At 37.3% G+C, this 19,534-nt stretch carries 17 protein-coding genes and 1 pseudogene; 7 read left to right on the top strand and 11 right to left on the bottom strand.

The genetic code is table 11. The features are described 5' to 3' along the window. Positions 1–197: 197 nt before the first annotated feature. Positions 198–433, bottom strand: a pseudogene (locus AC3WSO_RS02815) (DUF4395 family protein); the annotation flags it as partial. 119 nt (positions 434–552) lie between these two features. Between AC3WSO_RS02815 and AC3WSO_RS02810 the strand changes: the two are divergent. Next, complete coding sequence (locus tag AC3WSO_RS02810) at positions 553–1,260, top strand: Fe-S oxidoreductase (RefSeq protein WP_492528539.1); 708 nt, start codon at positions 553–555, stop codon at positions 1,258–1,260. 59 nt (positions 1,261–1,319) lie between these two features. On the opposite strand, the gene AC3WSO_RS02805 is transcribed toward AC3WSO_RS02810, so the two are convergent. Together AC3WSO_RS02805 and AC3WSO_RS02800 are read right to left on the bottom strand one after the other, a co-directional pair. Next, entirely contained in the window at positions 1,320–2,000 is a 681-nt protein-coding gene (locus tag AC3WSO_RS02805; protein WP_492528537.1) for a GNAT family N-acetyltransferase, read from the bottom strand. A gap of 12 nt (positions 2,001–2,012) precedes the next feature. Next, positions 2,013–3,125 (bottom strand): mandelate racemase/muconate lactonizing enzyme family protein, encoded by a 1,113-nt coding sequence (locus tag AC3WSO_RS02800; protein WP_492528535.1) that lies wholly within the window; start codon positions 3,123–3,125, stop codon positions 2,013–2,015. A 214-nt stretch (positions 3,126–3,339) separates the two neighbouring features. On the opposite strand from AC3WSO_RS02800, the gene AC3WSO_RS02795 reads away from it, so the two are divergent. Then, positions 3,340–4,581, top strand: a complete 1,242-nt coding sequence (locus AC3WSO_RS02795; RefSeq protein WP_492528533.1) for a hypothetical protein — start codon at positions 3,340–3,342, stop codon at positions 4,579–4,581. A 78-nt stretch (positions 4,582–4,659) separates the two neighbouring features. Here the strand turns inward: AC3WSO_RS02795 and nhaC are convergent, their stop codons facing one another. The 8 genes from nhaC to AC3WSO_RS02755 form a co-directional block, all read right to left on the bottom strand. Further along, entirely contained in the window at positions 4,660–6,105 is a 1,446-nt protein-coding gene (gene nhaC / locus AC3WSO_RS02790) for a Na+/H+ antiporter NhaC (RefSeq protein WP_492528531.1), read from the bottom strand. Between the two features lie 269 nt (positions 6,106–6,374). Further along, positions 6,375–7,487, bottom strand: coding sequence for an amidohydrolase (locus tag AC3WSO_RS02785; protein ID WP_492528529.1), 1,113 nt, complete (start codon positions 7,485–7,487; stop codon positions 6,375–6,377). A gap of 377 nt (positions 7,488–7,864) precedes the next feature. Further along, complete coding sequence (locus tag AC3WSO_RS02780) at positions 7,865–8,008, bottom strand: hypothetical protein (RefSeq protein WP_492528527.1); 144 nt, start codon at positions 8,006–8,008, stop codon at positions 7,865–7,867. 223 nt (positions 8,009–8,231) lie between these two features. Beyond that, a complete protein-coding gene (locus AC3WSO_RS02775; RefSeq protein ID WP_492528525.1) occupies positions 8,232–10,271 on the bottom strand; it encodes a TRAP transporter permease in 2,040 nt (679 codons plus the stop codon). After that, a complete protein-coding gene (locus AC3WSO_RS02770) occupies positions 10,268–10,783 on the bottom strand; it encodes a DUF1850 domain-containing protein (protein WP_492528523.1) in 516 nt (171 codons plus the stop codon). Before AC3WSO_RS02770 ends, AC3WSO_RS02775 begins: the two co-directional genes overlap by 4 nt. A 286-nt stretch (positions 10,784–11,069) precedes the next feature. Then, positions 11,070–12,062 carry a TAXI family TRAP transporter solute-binding subunit gene (locus tag AC3WSO_RS02765; RefSeq protein ID WP_492528521.1) on the bottom strand — a complete coding sequence of 331 codons (993 nt, stop codon included), beginning with the start codon at positions 12,060–12,062 and terminating at the stop codon, positions 11,070–11,072. A 599-nt stretch (positions 12,063–12,661) separates the two neighbouring features. Continuing rightward, the gene (locus AC3WSO_RS02760; RefSeq protein ID WP_492528519.1) at positions 12,662–13,213 is read right to left on the bottom strand and encodes a superoxide dismutase family protein; all 552 of its coding nucleotides are present in this window, start codon (positions 13,211–13,213) and stop codon (positions 12,662–12,664) included. Positions 13,214–13,369: 156 nt separating this feature from the next. After that, positions 13,370–14,179, bottom strand: coding sequence for a 3D domain-containing protein (locus AC3WSO_RS02755; RefSeq protein WP_492528517.1), 810 nt, complete (start codon positions 14,177–14,179; stop codon positions 13,370–13,372). Between the two features lie 473 nt (positions 14,180–14,652). Here AC3WSO_RS02755 and AC3WSO_RS02750 point away from each other — a divergent pair, with 473 nt between their 5' ends. The 5 genes from AC3WSO_RS02750 to AC3WSO_RS02730 all read left to right on the top strand — a co-directional run bounded on the left by AC3WSO_RS02750 (position 14,653) and on the right by AC3WSO_RS02730 (position 19,199). After that, on the top strand, positions 14,653–15,780 hold the full coding sequence (locus AC3WSO_RS02750) for a response regulator (RefSeq protein ID WP_492528515.1): 1,128 nt from the start codon (positions 14,653–14,655) through the stop codon (positions 15,778–15,780). A 375-nt stretch (positions 15,781–16,155) separates the two neighbouring features. After that, positions 16,156–16,821 (top strand): hypothetical protein, encoded by a 666-nt coding sequence (locus AC3WSO_RS02745; protein WP_492528513.1) that lies wholly within the window; start codon positions 16,156–16,158, stop codon positions 16,819–16,821. A 38-nt stretch (positions 16,822–16,859) separates the two neighbouring features. Further along, complete coding sequence (locus tag AC3WSO_RS02740) at positions 16,860–17,330, top strand: hypothetical protein (RefSeq protein WP_492528511.1); 471 nt, start codon at positions 16,860–16,862, stop codon at positions 17,328–17,330. 7 nt (positions 17,331–17,337) lie between these two features. Continuing rightward, positions 17,338–18,912: an ATP-binding protein gene (locus tag AC3WSO_RS02735; protein WP_492528509.1), complete on the top strand. Its 1,575-nt coding sequence runs from the start codon at positions 17,338–17,340 to the stop codon at positions 18,910–18,912. After that, the gene (locus AC3WSO_RS02730; protein ID WP_492528507.1) at positions 18,912–19,199 is read left to right on the top strand and encodes a sensor histidine kinase; all 288 of its coding nucleotides are present in this window, start codon (positions 18,912–18,914) and stop codon (positions 19,197–19,199) included. Before AC3WSO_RS02735 ends, AC3WSO_RS02730 begins: the two co-directional genes overlap by 1 nt. Positions 19,200–19,534 lie beyond the last annotated feature (335 nt).

Genomic DNA, 19,534 nt, shown 5'->3' with positions numbered 1-19,534 from the left:
ATGCAGGTCAGTTAGCCGTTATCGCATGGATGCGATGGTTTTAGGCTAACATCCTATATTGAACTCCTTACCGATTTCCGTGACATCCGCCGGAGGCTTTAACTTCTTTCAGCGGATGTTTGGATACCCGCTGCAAAGTAACTTAAACCCACATTCATCTCGCCACCTAAAGAGGTAGTTGACTTCGGCTGAAAGAAGTTAAATTTTTGCTGCTGCGCATTCTCTGGTATATATGTAGACGGCGCCTTTTTAGAAACAGCTTCCCTACTCGAATAATAGGATTAAAATTGCAAAAAACACCAAGTAAATTTACTATTAAAGGAATTGCCAAAATCCAAAAGACGCCTGATATCCACGTTAGAATGACGCTCACAAGAATCGTCCATTGATTGGGTCGAACGAGCGGCCTTGGAATTGCATGTGGCTGTGACATTTCAAAACCTACTTTTCGGATATATTTAATGCATTTTACTATATTACCTTCTATTTGTGAAGCAAAAATGATTAATTTATAATAAACGTAACAGATGATTGAAAGAAAAGGTGATGACCATGCCAGCATTAACGATAGATCAAGTTCGACAATTGAATTCCTATAGCATTTATACGACAGAACCAAAGCGGACATTATTTACATTAGCTGATATACATAAGGACTTTTACCATCCTGATTTTTTAAACCTGATGATGGGTATTACAGATGCAGCAACGGAAACAGCTGCTATTTCTCACTTCGCACGCCGCTACGGTATGTTTTTTGCTATGCAACTTTACATGCTCGCTGCCTATGATGAGGTGTGGAACGGTAAACCGATCGAGCTTCGTTTTGATGCAGCAAAAGAATTCGACAGTTTTACAGTTGCCATGTTTGTTAACCCAAACGATTGGCGCTATGTTGAGGAGGAAGAACGTCAAGCCGTTATAGAGAAGATTCTATACGACGGGCACGTTATCGTTCAGCAGCTTCGTAAAGTAACATCTATTTCCCCTCTCACTATTTGGGAAAACTTCTTTGGATATTTACTTTGGCACTATCATATATTGCTTTCTAATCCTGGTCTTGCTGATCAAGCGATGGAGGATATTGAAACTTTAGAAGACCCTAAAACATGGGCTCGTTTCTCCAACAAATCTTGGTGGGCCCAATATACAGGAGGTCAAAGCCCCACTAATTTAGTGAATGTCCCAGTACGAAAATCATGTTGTTTTTCTAAAGACATACCTGGCTTAATGGCTTGTGGCTTTTGTCCGATGAAATAAAAATCTCCTTAACAAAAAGCCTTACCTCTCAAGTAAAAGGTAAGGCTTTTTACTGTTATTTATTTTTCATAAACGACGAACCAATCATTTTGATCTTCATACATAGAAGTACCTGTGTACCCCTGCTTCAAAAGCTGTTGCTGACCAACTGTATCCCCCATCGAGATCGACTTCTTTTCTGTAAAGATTGGTAGCTCTTGTCGCAAGTCCTTATAAAAAATATATCGTAGCTTATCTACATACTTAATCTTTAATCCCTTTACGACTAATCCTTGCGAAAATTTATCTTTTAAACTAGGGATATTATATGGCTTGACCGTTGAGCATACATAATCATATTTTGCTAAATCGATATGACTCATGACAATTTGGGCTAATGTTTTTTGTAGTCCGTAGCCACGATATGTCGGTGAGACATTCGATATTTCTTGGTATAAAACTTTATGAAATTCATCCTCGCCAATCTCACAGTCATAGCCAAGGTGCTCGTCATCTACAGGTGGGTTCAATAGTGCACGAAAGGCAATTAACTCCTCCCCTACGTAAGCCCCTATCATCATGCCATTGCCGCTTAAAATATAGTCAAATTCCTCCGTGCTTAATGGTTGTAATATACTTTGGTCTGCTAATGATTCATAAACTTCAAGCTGCAATTTTTCAATTTCTTGCATATGTTGAAGGTTTAATGTTGTAACAAAAAACGGCGTTTCCCCAAGCATACCTTCATAAATTTTCTCCAATTCGCCGCCTCCTTAGTCTGTTACAATTGTTGAGAACTTACATAATTCTTTAAGGATCTCTTCATCTACGTCGACACCTAATCCTGGGTTTTCATTTAAACAGATAAATGGAACATCATAGTGTAAGTTTCCGACATCCTTAGAGAACTTTAATGGGCCTGTTAATTCTACACTTGTCATTATTTTTTTAGAGAATGCTACGTGGAAGCCAGCTGCTGAACCAACGGATGATTCTACCATTGAACCGATTTGGCATTCAATGCCTGCCATTTCAGCCATAACTGCTAGTTTCATAGCAGGATAAATGCCACCGCATTTCATTAATTTAATATTAACTTTATCTGCAGCACGCTTTGCGATAATTTCACGCATTTCGCGTACACCGCGAAGTCCTTCATCAATCATTAATGGAACATCAGATTTTGACTTCACCTCTACCATTCCATCAATATCTTCACTATCTACCGGTTGTTCTAACCAATCGATATTCAGATCTTTCAATGCACGTAAACCTTGTAATGTAGTTGACGCATTGCCCCACCCTTGGTTTACATCTACACGAATAGCAATGTCCTCACCAACGCGTTCACGCACTGCTTTGATACGAGCAACATCACGAGTTACCTCTGTTCCTACCTTCATTTTAAATGATTGATAGCCCATTTCTACACGATTAGCTGCCTCTTCTGCCATGGCCTCAGGTGTCCCAATGCTCAATACATGGGTAATCGGGAATTTCTCATGATAACGTCCACCTAGTAGTTGGTACACTGGAACTTGTAACGCTTTCCCTGCAATATCAAAACAAGCAATGTCAATTGCTGCTTTTGCCGCTGGGACATCTTTCACTACTTTGTTCATTTTATCGTGAAGCTTTTCAAAAGCCATTGGATTTTCTCCAATGATTGCAGGAGCAAGCTGGTTTTTTAAGAGCGCGTATGTGCTCTCCCATGTCTCGCCTGTTACGTGTTCATCTGGTACAGCTTCACCGTAACCTACAATACCTGTGTCTGTCGTAACCTTCAAAATAATAGAAGGCATCGTATCATATGTAGCATAACTGATGATAAATGGATCAATAAGTGGCAAATGGATTGCAAAAATTTCTATTTGTTGGATTTTCATTTTTATCAGTCTCCTGTATAATATAGTTGTCGCTAATACGTCGCTAATTATTAATCAATTATGCCTCGGCATAATTGCGTCTGGAATCTGCTTTGTGCTTGCACTAAGCACTCTTTTCCGATTCCATGACATCCGCCGGAGGCTTTAATTTATTTCAGCAGATGTTTGAACATCTGCTGAAATAAATTAAAAAATATTGAAAAGGAAGTTGCCTATGTCTACTAAAATAGCGGTTATCTGCTCTAAAGCATTTATGAATCGTATAAATAGTATCGCACAAAACATAGAGAATATTCAAATAGATTTTTATCTTTACAAGCAACCAACAGAGGCACCCGTTTTGTTAAAGAAAATTAAGCCATGTGATGCCCTTTTATTCGGCGGAACTTTGCCCTATTTACATGCCCAGTCCGCATTGTCAAAACTACCAATACCTTGGAATTATATTAAACAAGATGAGACGGCAATTTCTACAACTTTATTATCGCTTGTAGCGAATCATGCAGTACCTTTAAATAGAATTTCCATCGATGTTATGGATCCAGCTATTGTCGAAAATGTTTTAGCAGAAATAGAGTATGTTGGTCCAAAACCATATATACAGGCTATATCTATCACTGAACCTACTCAATCTATATTGCAGCATCATATCGCTTTATGGGAGGCTAACAGCATTGATTTTGTCATAACAAGTATCCATAGCGCATTTGATGAATTACAAGCTCTTCACATACCGGCTATGCGCATGTTAGATGCAACTAACTCCATTATCCAATGCTTAGAGGAGACGAAATCCCAATCACTTCTTACGAAATCTGAATCTGCGAAAGCTGCCGTTGGAATTTTAGAGGGTTCTGAAAATAAACCTATAGACGATAACATGCTCACGCAAATCACAGCAATTACGCATTCAACTTATAAAGAAATTTCACCGTATTCTTTTGAACTATATACGACATCTGGACATTTGCAAAAGGCACTCGAAAAAGAGAACTTACAGAACTTATTACAACAAACCGATCAGTCATTTAAGCTAGCTTTTGGGTATGGTCACTCTATAGTTGAAGCTAACCACAATGCCAAAAATGCAATAACATTTGCTAAACCTTGTGAAATTTATATACTCGATGAGCATAAAAACTTGCTAGGTCCATTCCCGAAATCAGAACTGAGACTAGCTTTAAAAACAGATGATCCATACGTTTTACAAATGGCAAAGCAAACAAGCTTAAGTCCATTAAATATTTCTAAGATCATTCATTTTAGCAGGGAGCGCCAATCAGCTCAATTTACATCTCATAACCTTGCAGAATACTTACAAGTTACACGCCGCACAACAGAGCGCATTATTAAAAAATTAGTGGATAACGGCTATGCTAAAGTAGTCGGTGAAGAAATGCCTCACCAACAAGGTCGCCCACGTACAATTTATGAATTGAACTTTGCAGTCTATTGAAAAATGACAAGCTCTCGCAGAAATTCTTTCGTCCGCGAGAGCTTATCATCAGAGAAAAGTGACTTTTAATACTTGGATTTAGTCAGCCATGACCATATTAGTATCATTTAGTTCTTCCTCTTTTTTGCGCTTCTCTGCTGCTTCCATTTCTTCAGGTGTTAGCTTAACAATCGCAAATCCGATATATGCATAAAAAATTGAAATAATAGGTACTAGGAAGTTAATAATTGCATATGGTGCGTATTCCATTGCCCCTACACCCAACGTCGCTAAAATAAAGACTCCACAAGTATTCCATGGGAAGAATACAGAAGTTAGTGTTCCCCCATCTTCTAACGCGCGAGATAGGTTTTTCGAATGTAAGCCACGCTCTCGGTACACATTCGCAAACATACGTGATGGTACAACAATTGAAATATACTGCTCAGAACATGTAGCATTTGTTGTAATACATGCAGCAATCGTTGAAGCAACTAAGCTGCCTGTAGATTTAGCAAATTTCACAATGACATCCATAAGTGCTTTTAACATACCAGAATATTCTAACACTCCACCGAATGTCATAGCCACAATCGTCATTGAAACCGTATTCATCATTGAATCTAAGCCACCGCGGTTAAATAGGTTGTCCACCATTTCATTGCCAGTTGAAATAACAAATCCTTCTTGTAAAGCATGTACCGCCATTGTAGGTGTACCGCCCTGTACGAAGATTTGTAGTAAGAATCCTGAGATAATTCCGACAACTAAAGCTGGAATCGCAGGCACTTTTTTCGCTACCAATACAATTACACCAACTGGTACAAGCAATAACCAAGGAGAAATAACAAAGCTTTCCTCCATTACTTTTAATGTTGTTAAAATGCTTTCTGATTGCATTGAAATATTCGCGAAGCTTCTTCCCATAATTCCAAATACAACGATTGCAATGACTAAAGCTGGAATAGTCGTATAAAGCATGTGCTTAATATGATCAAATAAGTCGGTACCTGTTAAACCTGCTGCGAGGTTAGTAGTATCCGATAATGGTGACATCTTATCACCAAAGTATGAACCTGAAATAACCGCTCCGGCAATCATTGCTGCAGGGATTCCCATACTTAAACCAATACCCATTCCAGCAACACCGATTGTAGCCATCGTTGACCATGAGCTACCAATCGCCAATGAAACAATTGAACATAACAGCATGATTGTTACTAAAAACCAAGCTGGAGAAATTAATTTTAAACCAAAATAAATCATTGTCGCTACGACACCGCCGCCAATCCATGCGCCGATTGTCAAACCTACTAAAATAATAATAACAATTGCAGGTAAAGCTAGACGTATCCCCTTATACATCATTTCCTCAATTTCCATCCATTTAAATCCATGCATTTTGGCAACTACTGCTGCTACAGTTGTTCCGATAATAAGTGGTACGTGAGGACTTTGCTCTAACACAACTACTGTAATTAACATAGCTACAATCATTATTACAAAAGGCAGAAGTGCCCAACCAGCATTAATATCTTTTTTCATGAATGAATCCATCCCCTTTTTTGCACCAGTTGCCAAGCTTGGTTGTCAAAGACGCAAATAATTTTTTACGATTTTTAGCATAATATTCAAAAAATTAAAAGTCAACGCAAAAATTTTATGCTTCTCGAGCGATTTCGACTGTTTTAGCGCAATAAAACGCTTTCAAATAGCTATTTAGATCAATGCGGAATATTCATATATTTCGATAAAAAAGAAAATAAAAAGGAACTCTATCAAAAGAATTTTGACAGAGCTCTCTCTCATAATCATTATTCGTATTCAGGTTTTTTTTCTAACACACAAGCAAGTACTTTCGCAGCGTCCATTAATGCACTTCTTTCAAAAGTCATTTTTGGATGATGCAATCCAGGCGTTAAGTTGGCTCCAATACCTATCATCGTTGCTTTTAATTCAGGTTTTTTAACTGTGTAAAAATGAAAATCATCACTTCCAGGTGTTGTGATTTCCCCTGCTAGATGCTCTTCCCCAAGTGTTTCAATAATTGCGTCTTTAGCCATACGTGCGGCAACTGAAGAAACCTCAGCACCAGGTGTAAAGTCTATCCATTTCCAGTCTATATCAATCTCAAACTGCTGTTGGATTGATGTTAAGCCATATTCAATACGACTACGAAGTAACTCTAGTTGATTATTATGTTGCGCTCGAATATCCATCGAGAAGCTCGCAGTGCCTGGAATAATATTCGTACTACCACCATCCGCAACAATCTTCGTTAGCTTTGCAGAATGAGGCTCGAAAGGTGATAAATGTATGCTATTGAGCATTTGTTGTATGGCCATAATCACATCGATTGCATTTTTCCCTTGGTGAGGTCTAGCACCATGGGCATCTGTACCTCGAATAGTTCCTTCTAAAAAATAGGCTGCCCCATGATGAATCGCAGGCGATACCTTACCAAGTGGTAGTTCTTCAATTGGTCTTAAATGAACACCAAATAAATGCGATACACGATCAACCGCTCCTCGCTCAAAGGCAGCACAAGCTCCATTCCCAAGTTCTTCAGCAGGCTGGAAAATAAAACGAACACGATGTTGCAACGGTCGATCTTTCAGCAGTAATAAAGCCCCAAGTACCATCGTTATATTGGCATCATGACCACATGAGTGATTTGCTTGCCATTTCCCATCCACTTCCTGCCATAATGCGTCTATATCTGCACGTACAGCAACAATTTCATCACCTGTACCAATTTCAGCAATTAGCCCAGGAACATCTCCTAACAACCGATAGGATACGCTTAACTCATCTAAAATCGACGCGATTTTTTTTGTCGTCTCGAATTCCTTCCAACTGACCTCTGGGTATTTATGAAAATGTTCAAACCATTGGTAAATTGTTTCCTCTAACACTGCATTTGACATAACCACACCTCTATACGCATTTTTGTTTCCCATTATACATGAAACGAATTCTTTAAAAAAAGAGGACAATAACTATAGATTGTGATTGATTTCCGATAAAAGCTAAAATTGTTCCGATAAAATGAGAAAACATTCCGATAAAGCGAGATTTTGTTCCGATAAATCTTCAAAGTATCCATCTAAACCAACGGAGGTTGGTCACAAAGGCATTATCACTCCTCTAACGCTAATCCCCGAGAAGTCGCCCAGCCGGAATGAAGATCAACCTAAATTCATAGCATACATTCCTACAAATACTACTCCCAACTTTTATGCAAAAAAACAAAGGACTGTGTTAAAAGTAATTTCTACCTTTAGCACTGTCCCTCAAATAAATATTATAAACTTGTAAAAAAACCTTCTGGATATTCTTCATAATGTACCATCGTTAGTTGCTCCTCATTTTTTTCCTCTTCGATATTTAGCTCCAATTCCTGATCCATTAAATACGTTTCAAATTTTGAGTTAAAAAATTTTTCCATTTAAACACCTCCTCGATTAACTTAATTGAATTTTCTGATAAAAGAATTATACAATGACCTTTGCAGAAAAAGCAATAAACGATGCTCATTATGCATAAAAAATATAAAAACAATCTACTTTTTAGATTAAAATTCAAGAAAAAAGAGATGTATCATAATTCGATACATCTCTTTTAGGAAAATTTATAAAATTCCATTCAGGCCGAAGCCCTTCACTTTTTACTTAAGCTGTAACACCCGTTTTACTATTCCGATTGTCGTCATCATTACCTTTATGCTGTGTTACGTATTGGATAACAAACATTACAATAAAGATGGCTAAACCTGCCCAATCTGAAAATTTTTCTGGATAGATAAGAAGTAAACCAGCTGCAATCGCAATAATGCGTTCAAACCAAAGCATTTTGCGATACCAGTATCCGATTACTCCCGCACCTATAGCTACCATTCCTGTGATAGCTGTGAATACTACCCATATAATTTGAGGTATAGTTGTATCTATCATTAACAACGCAGGTGAGAATACAATCATATACGGAATAATAAACGCTGCAATAGCAAGCTTCGCTGAGTTTACACCTGTTTTAATCGGATCTCCACCAGAGATTCCCGAAGCCGCAAAAGCAGCAAGGGCGACAGGTGGTGTTATATCAGCGATGATCCCAAAGTAGAATACAAAGAAGTGTGCCGATAATAATACGACTATTGGTACTAATTCCTGCGGTGTATTCGGTGATAATAACGCCACGATTGCAGGAGCTGCAATTGTTGATGTAATAACATAGTTTGCAGTTGTCGGAGCCCCCATCCCAAGAATTAGGGAAGCAATCATGACAAAAATTAGCGTTAAAATAATACTACCACCCGCTAATTCTACTAAACTATTCGCTAAGCTTAAGCCTAGACCCGTTTTCACAACAACACCTACGATAATACCCGCGCAAGCTGTTGCCGCTACGACACCAAGTGCTGTACGAGCCCCTTCTACTAATGCGTCAATAATATCTTTTGGTTTTAAACGTGTTTCCTTATTAAACATCGCAACACCAATAGAAATAATAATACCGTAAAGTGCTGCATGCATGACCGGTGTACCCGTTAACATTAAAACGATGATAGAGATTATCGGTAATAGAAGGTAAATTTTCTTAAATACCTCTCGACGATTTGGCATTTGATCATCACGTAACCCTCTTAAACCTACGCGTTTAGCTTCGAAGTGAGTCATAATCCAAATACCTGTAAAATAAAGTAATGCAGGTATCGCCGCCGCTTTCGCGATATCCCAATACGTAATTCCGCGACCGATAAACTCAACCATTAAAAACGCTGCCGCACCCATAATCGGAGGCATTAACTGCCCACCAGTAGATGCCGCTGCTTCAACCGCACCCGCGAACTCTTTACGGTAACCAAGTTTTTTCATCATCGGAATCGTATACGATCCAGATGTTACAACATTCGCTACAGAGCTTCCTGAAATCGTACCTTGAAGCGCACTAGAAAATACCGCCACTTTTGCAGGACCACCAATTAATTTACCTGCAAGAGATACCGCTAAATCATTAAAGTATTGACCAACACCTGTTTTGACAAGGAATGCTCCAAAAAGTAAAAACACAAATATAAACGTGGCAGAAACACTAATCGGTGTTCCGAAAATCCCATCCGTCGTAAAATACATGAGATTAACAATACTCTCAAAATCTTGCCCTCTATGCGCCATAAAGTCCGGGAAATACGGTCCAAAATATGCATAAATTAAGAAACATATAGCAATGATTGTAATCGGTAAACCTACTGCACGGCGAGCTGCTTCAAGTACCAACACGACAGCTACAAGGCCTACAATAAAATCTGTTTGCGTAATGGTACCATTGCTATTAACAAGCTCTGTATAATTCATTGTCCAATACGAACCTACTACAATAGATAATACCGCTAAAATATAATCGAACCATGCAATTTTATTCTTCGCTGCTTTTTTCCGAGCTGGGAATAGTAAGAAAATTAAGGTTAAACCAAAACCTAAATGTATCGTACGCTGAATTTGCGCTGGAAATTGGCCAAAAATTGCTGTGTAAAGCTGAAACAATGAAAATGCTAGTAATCCAAAGAAAATGACGTGCTTCATAATGCCCGAAATCGTTCGTACATTGGATTCAATATCGTACTTCTCAAGTATTGCTTGCTGCTCTTCTGCTGATATTTGTTCAAATTCTTCTTTTTTTACTTCGTCGTTTGATTTATGCTGTGTTGTCATTTCATCCTTACTCCTTTCCATTGTTCATAAAGCGATAAACGCTTCACCTCAAATAAATAGGACTTTCCCCTTTGTAAATCTTTTTTTAAATCGTATTCATAATCCTCGTAATCTAATACAAGATCTAAATCTAAATCGCCTATATAAATCGTAAAATTTTCAATAACTTCATAGTCAAACTGCAAAAAATATTTCCCATTTCGTTCTGTTAATGTTTGATTTTCCTCTGCATAGCTTGGCATGCCAATTGCTAAACTCTCATACTCCATCCCTAGCATTTGAATACTAGTTCCATCTATACATTTATAGTGTTCGAGTACATCCGTTTTATGGATAGAGTGAGTGTATCTAATATCAAATGCATCCTCAGTTGTAAGTGGTATATAATGCACAATCGGGTCATTTATACGTGTTTCCGTAAATGCGAATACCTTTTGAAGAGGAAGAAAAATGACTATACTGAAGCAAATACATACAAAAGCTAACACAATAATTAAATTTCTTTTTCGCACTACATCTGTTCCCCTACATCAATTATGCCTCGGCATAATTGCGTCCGGAATCGGGTTTGTGCAAGCACAAAGAACTCCTTTCCGATTCCGTGACATCCGCCGGAGGCTTTAACCTCTTTCAGCAAGTGTTTTAACACCCGCCGAAAGAGGTTAAAAGCTATTCGCTTTTATCACTACTTAAGGAAGAAAAGAGACTCGAAGCTTTACGCAATCCGAGCCTCTTGTATTTAAGAAAATAACGTTATATTCGCCTGATAAAACCAACATTCAACCTTCGAACGTTCTATTATTTCTTTTCATCAAAGTATTTTTGAGCACCTGGGTGAACGTCAATGTTAATACCCTGTAAACCTGTCTCAACTTTGATAAATTTCCCTTTATCGTGTGAAATTTTATTTGTGTTATCATAAATAGCTTTCGTCATTGAATAAACAACATCTTCTGGAAGATCTTTTTTCACCGCTAGCATTGCAAGCACTGAGACTGTCTCGGTATCTTTCGTGATACCATACGTACCAGCTTTTACTGTATCTTTTGCATAGTAAGGGTATTTAGCAATTAGCTCATCCGCTTTACCAGCATCCATACCGATGATATTTACTTTAGTTGTTGCATTCAATGCCTCAACAGCACTTGTTGGCGTACCAGCAGTAATAAATGCTGCGTCGATTTGGCCAGATTGAAGACCGTCAGTAGACTCACCGAAATCAAGGTTTTGTGCTTTGATATCATTCATTGTTAAACCGTGAATTTCAAGTAATTGTTCAGCATTTGCGTAAGTTCCAGAACCTGGTGCACCTACAGAAACTTTTTTCCCTTTTAAATCAGCGTATGATTTAATGCCTGATGCTTCAGTCGTTATTAATTGTACTGTTTCTGGATAAAGTGCACCTAGAGCAGCAATTGTATCGATTTTTTTACCGTCAAACATCTTTGTTCCTTCAGTAGCGTAATAAGCAATATCTGTTTGCACGAAGGCAATTTCACCTTTACCATCTTGCAAAGCCGTCATGTTGGCAGCAGATGCTTGAGATACTTCAGCAGTCGTTTTAATGTCTGTTTCTTTAGAAATGAAATCAGCAAATGTCCCACCTAGTGCATAGTAAGTACCTTGTGTTCCACCTGTTAATAAGTTCAAAAATTTCGGCTTAGCGGATGCTGTCGAATCGCCCTTATCCGAGTCCTTTGAACCCGCCCCGCTATCAGACCCACATGCAGCTAACATCAATAGCGCAAAGGCACTTAATAGCATTAATAGCTTGAATTGTTTTTTCTTCATAGTAACCTTCCCCCTTGGTTAAAAATAAGAATCTATTTAAAATTATCAAATTTAGTATATTAATGTCAATTAATTTATTGTAAATTCAGTCTTTTATAATTATACCATTTCCTTTAAATACCTAATATTTCCGCATTAAAATAATAACTTCTTCACACAGAATTTATCTATATTAAACCATTAAATTCTTTTTCCAAGAAAATAATTTTAATTTCTATATGTATAAAAAATGCATGCTCATTACGGAAGTAATCATTACCTTTTTCTTTATAAGAAAATTACTCATCACTATAACGTGATGCTGATTTCCGTTCTGGCTGGGCGCTTTGTAGCTGCAGGGTCTCGGGCGAACACGATGTTGGTCACGAAGGCGTTATCACAGGATGTGATGGTTTTAGTCTTCGTTCCTCTATCGCTGATCCCCAAGGAGTCGCCCAGTCTTCACTCCAATCAGCTTAAAAATAAAACATACGTTTCAACAAATATCCTTCTTGAATCCACAATGAATGATCTCAGGACATTTGTTGTCGATTTTTACCCTTAAAACAAAAAAACTGTATCTAAAGTGGTTTTCTTCAGATACAGTCGATTTATTGTCCTTATTGAATAATGCCACAAGCAATTCTAGCACCAGAATTTCCGGCAGGGTCTGTTTTATAATCATCCTCTGATTCATGAATGATTAATGAAGTGCCCCCCTCACGTAACAATGAGTTGGCAGCATTTTTTTCTAATGTTAGCCCTTCAGCTAAAAAGTTTAAATCCACTTTACCATCTTCTCCAACTTCTAAATTTGGAAGATCTCCTAAATGATATCCCTTAGGGTTATCCTTCCCATGCTCTTTACTCGTTGGATTAAAATGAGGGCCTGCTGATTCAAATGTTGGTGGTTCACACTTCCCAACTGAATGAATATGAATGCCATGTGTTCCTGCTGGCAGCCCTGATAATGCGAGTGTCATCTTAACCCCATTATCCTCTTCCTCAAAATATGCATTGCCATAGCTTTCATTATTTTTACCAATTACTTTTGCGGTTGCAGTTAGTCCTGAATTTGCGTTAACTGCCACTTTTTGCTCCTTCTTTTCAAAGAAACTACAACCACCGACAAATACTAATAAAGAAATTATTATTAAGCTCATTTTTTTCATAAAAATCCCTCCTCTTTTTGATGGTTTCCAACAATCCTTCCACTTATGCAAGTTCAACGGGAATTTTGCGAATCATCGATTAAGGAGTAATTTTTGTAAACTGTAAACAATATAAAAAGGATATCTCCAATTTCAGGAGACACACTCGCAATTACATTAATTTAAAATTTTTACAGTTACATTTTTGACGCCCCACTGACGAGCTTGTCCCTCGGTAGGAATAAATACATCAATTTTATTACCTTTTATCGCTCCACCAGTATCTGCTGCAATTGCTTCACCATAACCTTCCACCCAAACCCTTGTTCCTAGAGGAATTATTCGTGGATCTACAGCAATTACCTTTAAGTTTGGATTCGATCTTATATCTGTTCCATTCGCTGTAATTCCGGAACACCCTTCGCAATACGCAGTATAGGCTGTTGCTCGCATTGTGAACGTTTTGCCCGAAGTTGTCGAAGCACTCACTGATTTCGTACTAGATGTTGCAACTTTATTATTACTTGAAGTTGTCACTTGCTTTTTACTTGATGTCGTTGCTACCGTTTTAGGTTTGCTTTCGGACGTTTTAGGTTTTGCTGCCGAAGCTTTGATAGCCAATGATTCACCTACATAAATTAGATCAGCAGATGCAAGGTTATTCCATTCCTGCAATTCTTCCACTGACACATCATTCACACGTGCAATTGTAAATAAAGTATCTCCGGCCACAACAAAGTGTTGGTCTTTCGGCGAATTATCATTTTTCTTTTCGGCTATATTTAAATTTTGCTCTGGATAAAACCATCTTGCGTCTGAGTCGAACATTGGCTCATAATCTTCTAAAGATAAATTGTAAATTTTCGAGATTCCCCACAATGCATTGAATGGCATAAAAGAGAGTTTGTCCTTTGCAGATGACGGACTGGCAAATAAACTTAATCCCAAGGTTAATGTTACTGCTAAAGCTAAAGCTTGTTTTTTCATATTTTGTAACCTCCACATTTTATTATTTCGCAGTCTTCTGCTAGCACACTAGATTTAGGCTCTTAATGCTAGAGAATACAAGCAATCATTCAGGACAACAGACCTGATAATACGAATTATTGCTAAAAATTCAGAAAAATATACAAGAACGAATATATTTTTGGTAAACAAACGATTTTATGGAGGTAATATTAGAACTCTATTTGCAATCTTTATATATTGGAAAATAGGTGTTTTTATAAGATAATATGGTAAAGTAGGAATATAGGTTGGAAATTAATGTCTTCTCAGATGATGGAGCTACATCATACTTTGCCAATGGGTGTTATGCAAAATGCGGTCAATCAAAATACTGCAGCAGCAAGTGACCATACATCCGTATAAAGGGTCAGTCATTGATATTTTAATTTAACCTACTTCACTGAGGTATAATTGATATCAGGTTAATAAACATTAGAAAGTTGGTGGCCTGTTTGATTCGAGCGATAGTAATGGATGATGAACCTTTAGCGCTTATAAACATGGAGAAAAAGTTAAAGGAATTTAATTCAATAGAGGTCGTTAGATCTTTTACGACTGTAAAAGATCTGCTTATAGTAGGGCCTAGCTTGGATTTCCAAGTGGCATTTTTAGATATTGAAATGCCTGGCATGAACGGTTTAGAGATTGCACAGCTTTTAAAAGAATGGAACAACAATATTTATATCGTTTTTGTCACTGCGTATCGAGACTATGCAGTACAAGCGTTTGAAATTCACTCCCTTGACTATTTATTAAAGCCTATTTCAAAAGCTCGTCTAGAGACAACTATTAATAGAATCCAAGAACTCCTTCACCTAGAAAATAAAACGAATCCTATAGAAGTACGAAATAAACCCGCACTTACGATCCGATGCTTTGGAGGATTCGTTGTTTCACATAATGACAAAGCAATCCATTGGAGGACGCTTAAAACAAAAGAATTATTTGCCTTTCTTCTTTCCAATCTTAATAGTCATGTGCCTCGCGATACAATCATCGAAACTTTATGGGCAGACACGGAATGTAAAAAGGCACGAGTTCAGTTACATACAACAGTTTCCTATCTACGCACCACGCTTTCAACATTGGGTTATTCAGAGGTCATACAGTATGCAAATGGCTGCTATTTTTTGCAATTAGAGGATTTTCAATGTGATGCCCATGACTTGGAGCATATTTTAAATGGTAAAACGGAGACTGGTAAGATTGATGTAGAGATAGCTGAGGCGCTCGTACAAAATTACCAAGGTGAGTTTATGACCTCATTAGATTATCCCTGGATTACTAGTAAAGCAAGTTTTATGAACAACAAATTTACTCTTTTACTTCATGATTTAGTAGAGCACTATACAGCAATAGATGCTGTGGAAAAACGAGAGCATATATTACTTTTAACAGTAGAACATACCCCCTATTCCGATAAAACCATCCAACAGCTAATGAGACACTATATAGAAGTAGATCATCGAGCAGGTGCAGTAAAGGTTTACAACACCTTTAAAAGTATATTGATGACAGATCTCGGTATTTTACCAGAGCAAGAAACAACTGAGCTGTTTAACGCTATATCTGTTGAATAATTCTAGGCATCGAGAAGATACCCTCGATGCCTAAACTTGTTGGTAAACATGTATTATCAATATGCCTTTTGCCTAATCGCGTCTGGAGGCTTTAACTTGAACTTACCTACACTAGATTATTTCTCCCCTTGCAATCATACGTCTCTCCCCTTAATGAAAAATAATTCACCTAAAAATATAATTGACACATACAATAGGCGGGAGCTAAGATCTCACGCTACTCTCGTGTGAAAGCGAGTAGCCCGAAGCGGAAATCAACTCTTTCTGATTAGTCCGAAAGTATCTTTTTTATAAATTTCTTATTCCCATTTTCTAAATTTCATGGCATGGTGAATATAGGCCTTTTAATACATCCGGTAAATTCTGGGGGTTCTTATGTCACTGTTTAAAAAAGCGACAATACGACATTCGCTTTTCATCATTTTAATTTTTATAGTTCTTACTACACTTCGTATACTATGGCTAGCCTATTTTCTCCCTTCCATTGAGCAACCGATTGCTAAGGAAGGTGTATTTGATCTACGGGATCATCAGCTATCCGATAAAGAAGTTCTTTACTTAGATGGGGAATGGCTCTACTATCCCGGATTATTAATAGATCCATTAAATATTGATCATAACAAGTCTCTCCAATCATTTGAACAAGCTACCCGGGTGATTCCTATGCAAGAACATGAGGCAACCGCAGAACGATACGGTACATATCGTTTAAAAATCTTACTCAATGACAATGCTCCCAAAGATAATCGTCATGCCATTAGGATTCCAGCAGTGTCCACTGCCTCAGCATTGTATCTTAACGGAAAGTTAGTTGAACAGTCAGGAAAAGTAGCTACTGATTCACATAGTCATCACGGTCAAGCCGCTACTCATACGCATTACTTTACAAATGAGCAACCTGAACTTGACATAATTTTACACGTATCTAATTTCGATACAGCAATAAGCCCTACTATTAATAAAAAAATTTGGTTTACCTCCGCTTCAGCTATGGCGCACCAACAATTTATTAACAATTTATCTTTTGCTACATTTCAATAACGCTCTTGTTGTTTGCACTTTTTAGTAGCCTTGTATTCTTGTTTATTTATCCAAAACCAGTTGTTTTACTGTTCACAATAGGCTTTCTTTTACCTTTAGCAGATGAGTTAATTTCATATGATCAATCTATACTCAACTGGTTACATCTTGATTATGTATGGTCTTTTAAGTTATCTTCTTTTATTTTTATTGGGTCTTCTTTTTTCTTTGTTCAATTTATGCATGTTTTACTAGTCAAATATCGTCATGCTAAAAGCTTTCAGTGGCTCTTTGCTTTCTACGCCCTTTCAGCATTTTTTACTATCGTCTTACCGATTAATTGGTTATACATAATAAATCCTCTTTACTTTATACTGTATATCATTTCATTTTTATCTGTAGTAGTACTTGCTTTAAGAGAGTATCTTGAAAATCAAACGCAAAGCACTGCATTTATTGCATTGACAGCCCTTGGTACAATGAACGGCATCATATGGGCGTATATATATCAAATCCAACTATTTTTTTGATATACCAATGTATCCATTCGATTATTTGTTTATGATGCTCGGTTTCTCAGGCTATTGGTTTAAACGTTTTTTTGAAAATAAAGAGCAGATTAATCAATTGATTGCTAAATTACAAAAAGACGATGCTTTGAAAGATAAATTTTTATCCAGTAGCTCACAAAAGCTATGGGATCCGATGAATAAAATGATTACGTTAGGACAATCCATTTACGATAATCCAAACAATAAGCTTATGGCTGATGATAAACAAAACCTAAAGCATCTTATTGATATCGGGAGGAGCATGTCATTTTCATTAAATGACATATTAGACTTTACTCGTTTAAAAGAAGGTAATTTGCATCTCCATAAACAGAACGTCAGCATTCAAGGTACAGTTTATGGCGTTTTTGACTTGTTACGCTTTATAACAATCGGTAAACAGATTCAAATGAGTTCCACAATTCCTAGGTCATTCCCTAATGTGGTGGCCGATGAAAATCGATTGATTCAAATTCTTTTTAATCTCCTACACAATGCCATTAAATATACGAGAGCAGGATCTATAAAAATCAGCGCCCAAATAGAAAATAACATGGCTGTTATCCATATTCACGATACTGGGTTAGGAATGGATGATGATATCCAAAGTCGTCTATTTTCCCCTTACAAACAAGGAAATGATAATAATGATGGGATCGGCCTTGGATTATTAATTTCAAAGAGGTTGATCGAATTACACGGAGGAACTTTACAGAAACACTCTATTCCTAACAAAGGATCAGATGTCTTTTTCACCTTACCATTAGCAGTTGAAAATGTTAATGAGGACCAAGCATATATCGAGGAAGAGGACACCCATCTTCTTGTTGAAGAAAAAAATTCTTCATCTATAACGGAAAAGCAATTCAACATTTTAATGATCGATGATGATCCTGTTAACTTAACAATTATGCATAGTTTATTTGCAACTTCAGAGTATGCTGTTACTACAGTTATTAGTAGTGAGAAGGCATTAGAATTGCTACAGCAAGAAGATTGGGATCTAGTCATTATTGATGCAATGTTACCTTATATATCAGGCTATGCATTAACTGAAATTATTCGAGAGCATTACTCATTGCTTGAATTACCTGTCTTAATATTAACGGCTCGAAATTGTTCCGAGGATGTTTATACTTGTTTCGCCCATGGTGCAAATGACTATGTGACAAAGCCCATTAATTCTTTAGAGTTAAAGGTAAGAAGTAGAGCCTTAATCGATTTAAAATATAGCATCAATCAACGACTACATATAGAAACAGCTTGGCTTCAGGCTCAAATACAGCCTCATTTTTTATTTAATACATTAAACTCAATTGCATCGCTTAGTACGATCGATACAGACCGAATGATTGACTTAATGCATCATTTTGGTGAATATCTACATGCCAGCTTCGATGTGCGGAATTTACAGCGAGTAGTATCACTTAAGGATGAGTTAGAGCTAGTACGGTCGTATCTCTATATTAGTCAGCAGCGTTTTGGAGACTTACTAATAATCGAATGGGATATTGATGACAATATTAATATTGAAATCCCCCTATCTCCTTACAAACTTTAGTGGAAAACGCAATTGTTCATGGTGTATTAAAACAGGAAGAAGGCGGTACAGTTTGTATTCGTATAAAAGATTGTCCGAATCATGTTGCAATAAGTGTTATAGATAATGGGGTTGGGATTGATCCAAGTCTATTAGATGAACTACAATCCGGTAGCGATTCGCCAAACTCTGGCGTAGGTCTACGTAATACAGATTTACGTCTTAAAAGGATTTACGGACAGAGGTTACAAATTAATAGCACGTTAAATGAAGGAACAACTATCACCTTCCATATTCCAAAAAAATAAATGAAAGCTGTCATCACATTCCTAATTGGGTTTGTGGTGGCTCTTTTTTATAATTTCAAGTTACAATTGCTATATTCAATAGAGAATATTAATGGATTTTTTAAAATCAGGGTACATTAAAAATGTATAAATAAGAAGAAGGCTACTCAGCATAACGTGGAGTTGATTTCCGTTCCAACTGGGCGCTTTGTAGCTGCCGCTACAGAAAACATTTGTTGTTGCTGCCGCTTCGCTTTCGCACAGATAAAACAATTGTTGCTGCCGCTTCGCTTTCGCACAGATAAAACAATTGTTGCTGCCGCTTCGCTGCAGGGTCTCATCTGTGACGCTGATCC

The organism is Lysinibacillus sp. EB106-09-02-XG168 (genome assembly GCF_058791475.1).
The sequence above is the reverse complement of the archived record's forward strand: the minus strand, read 5'-3'. Positions and strand labels throughout refer to the sequence as shown.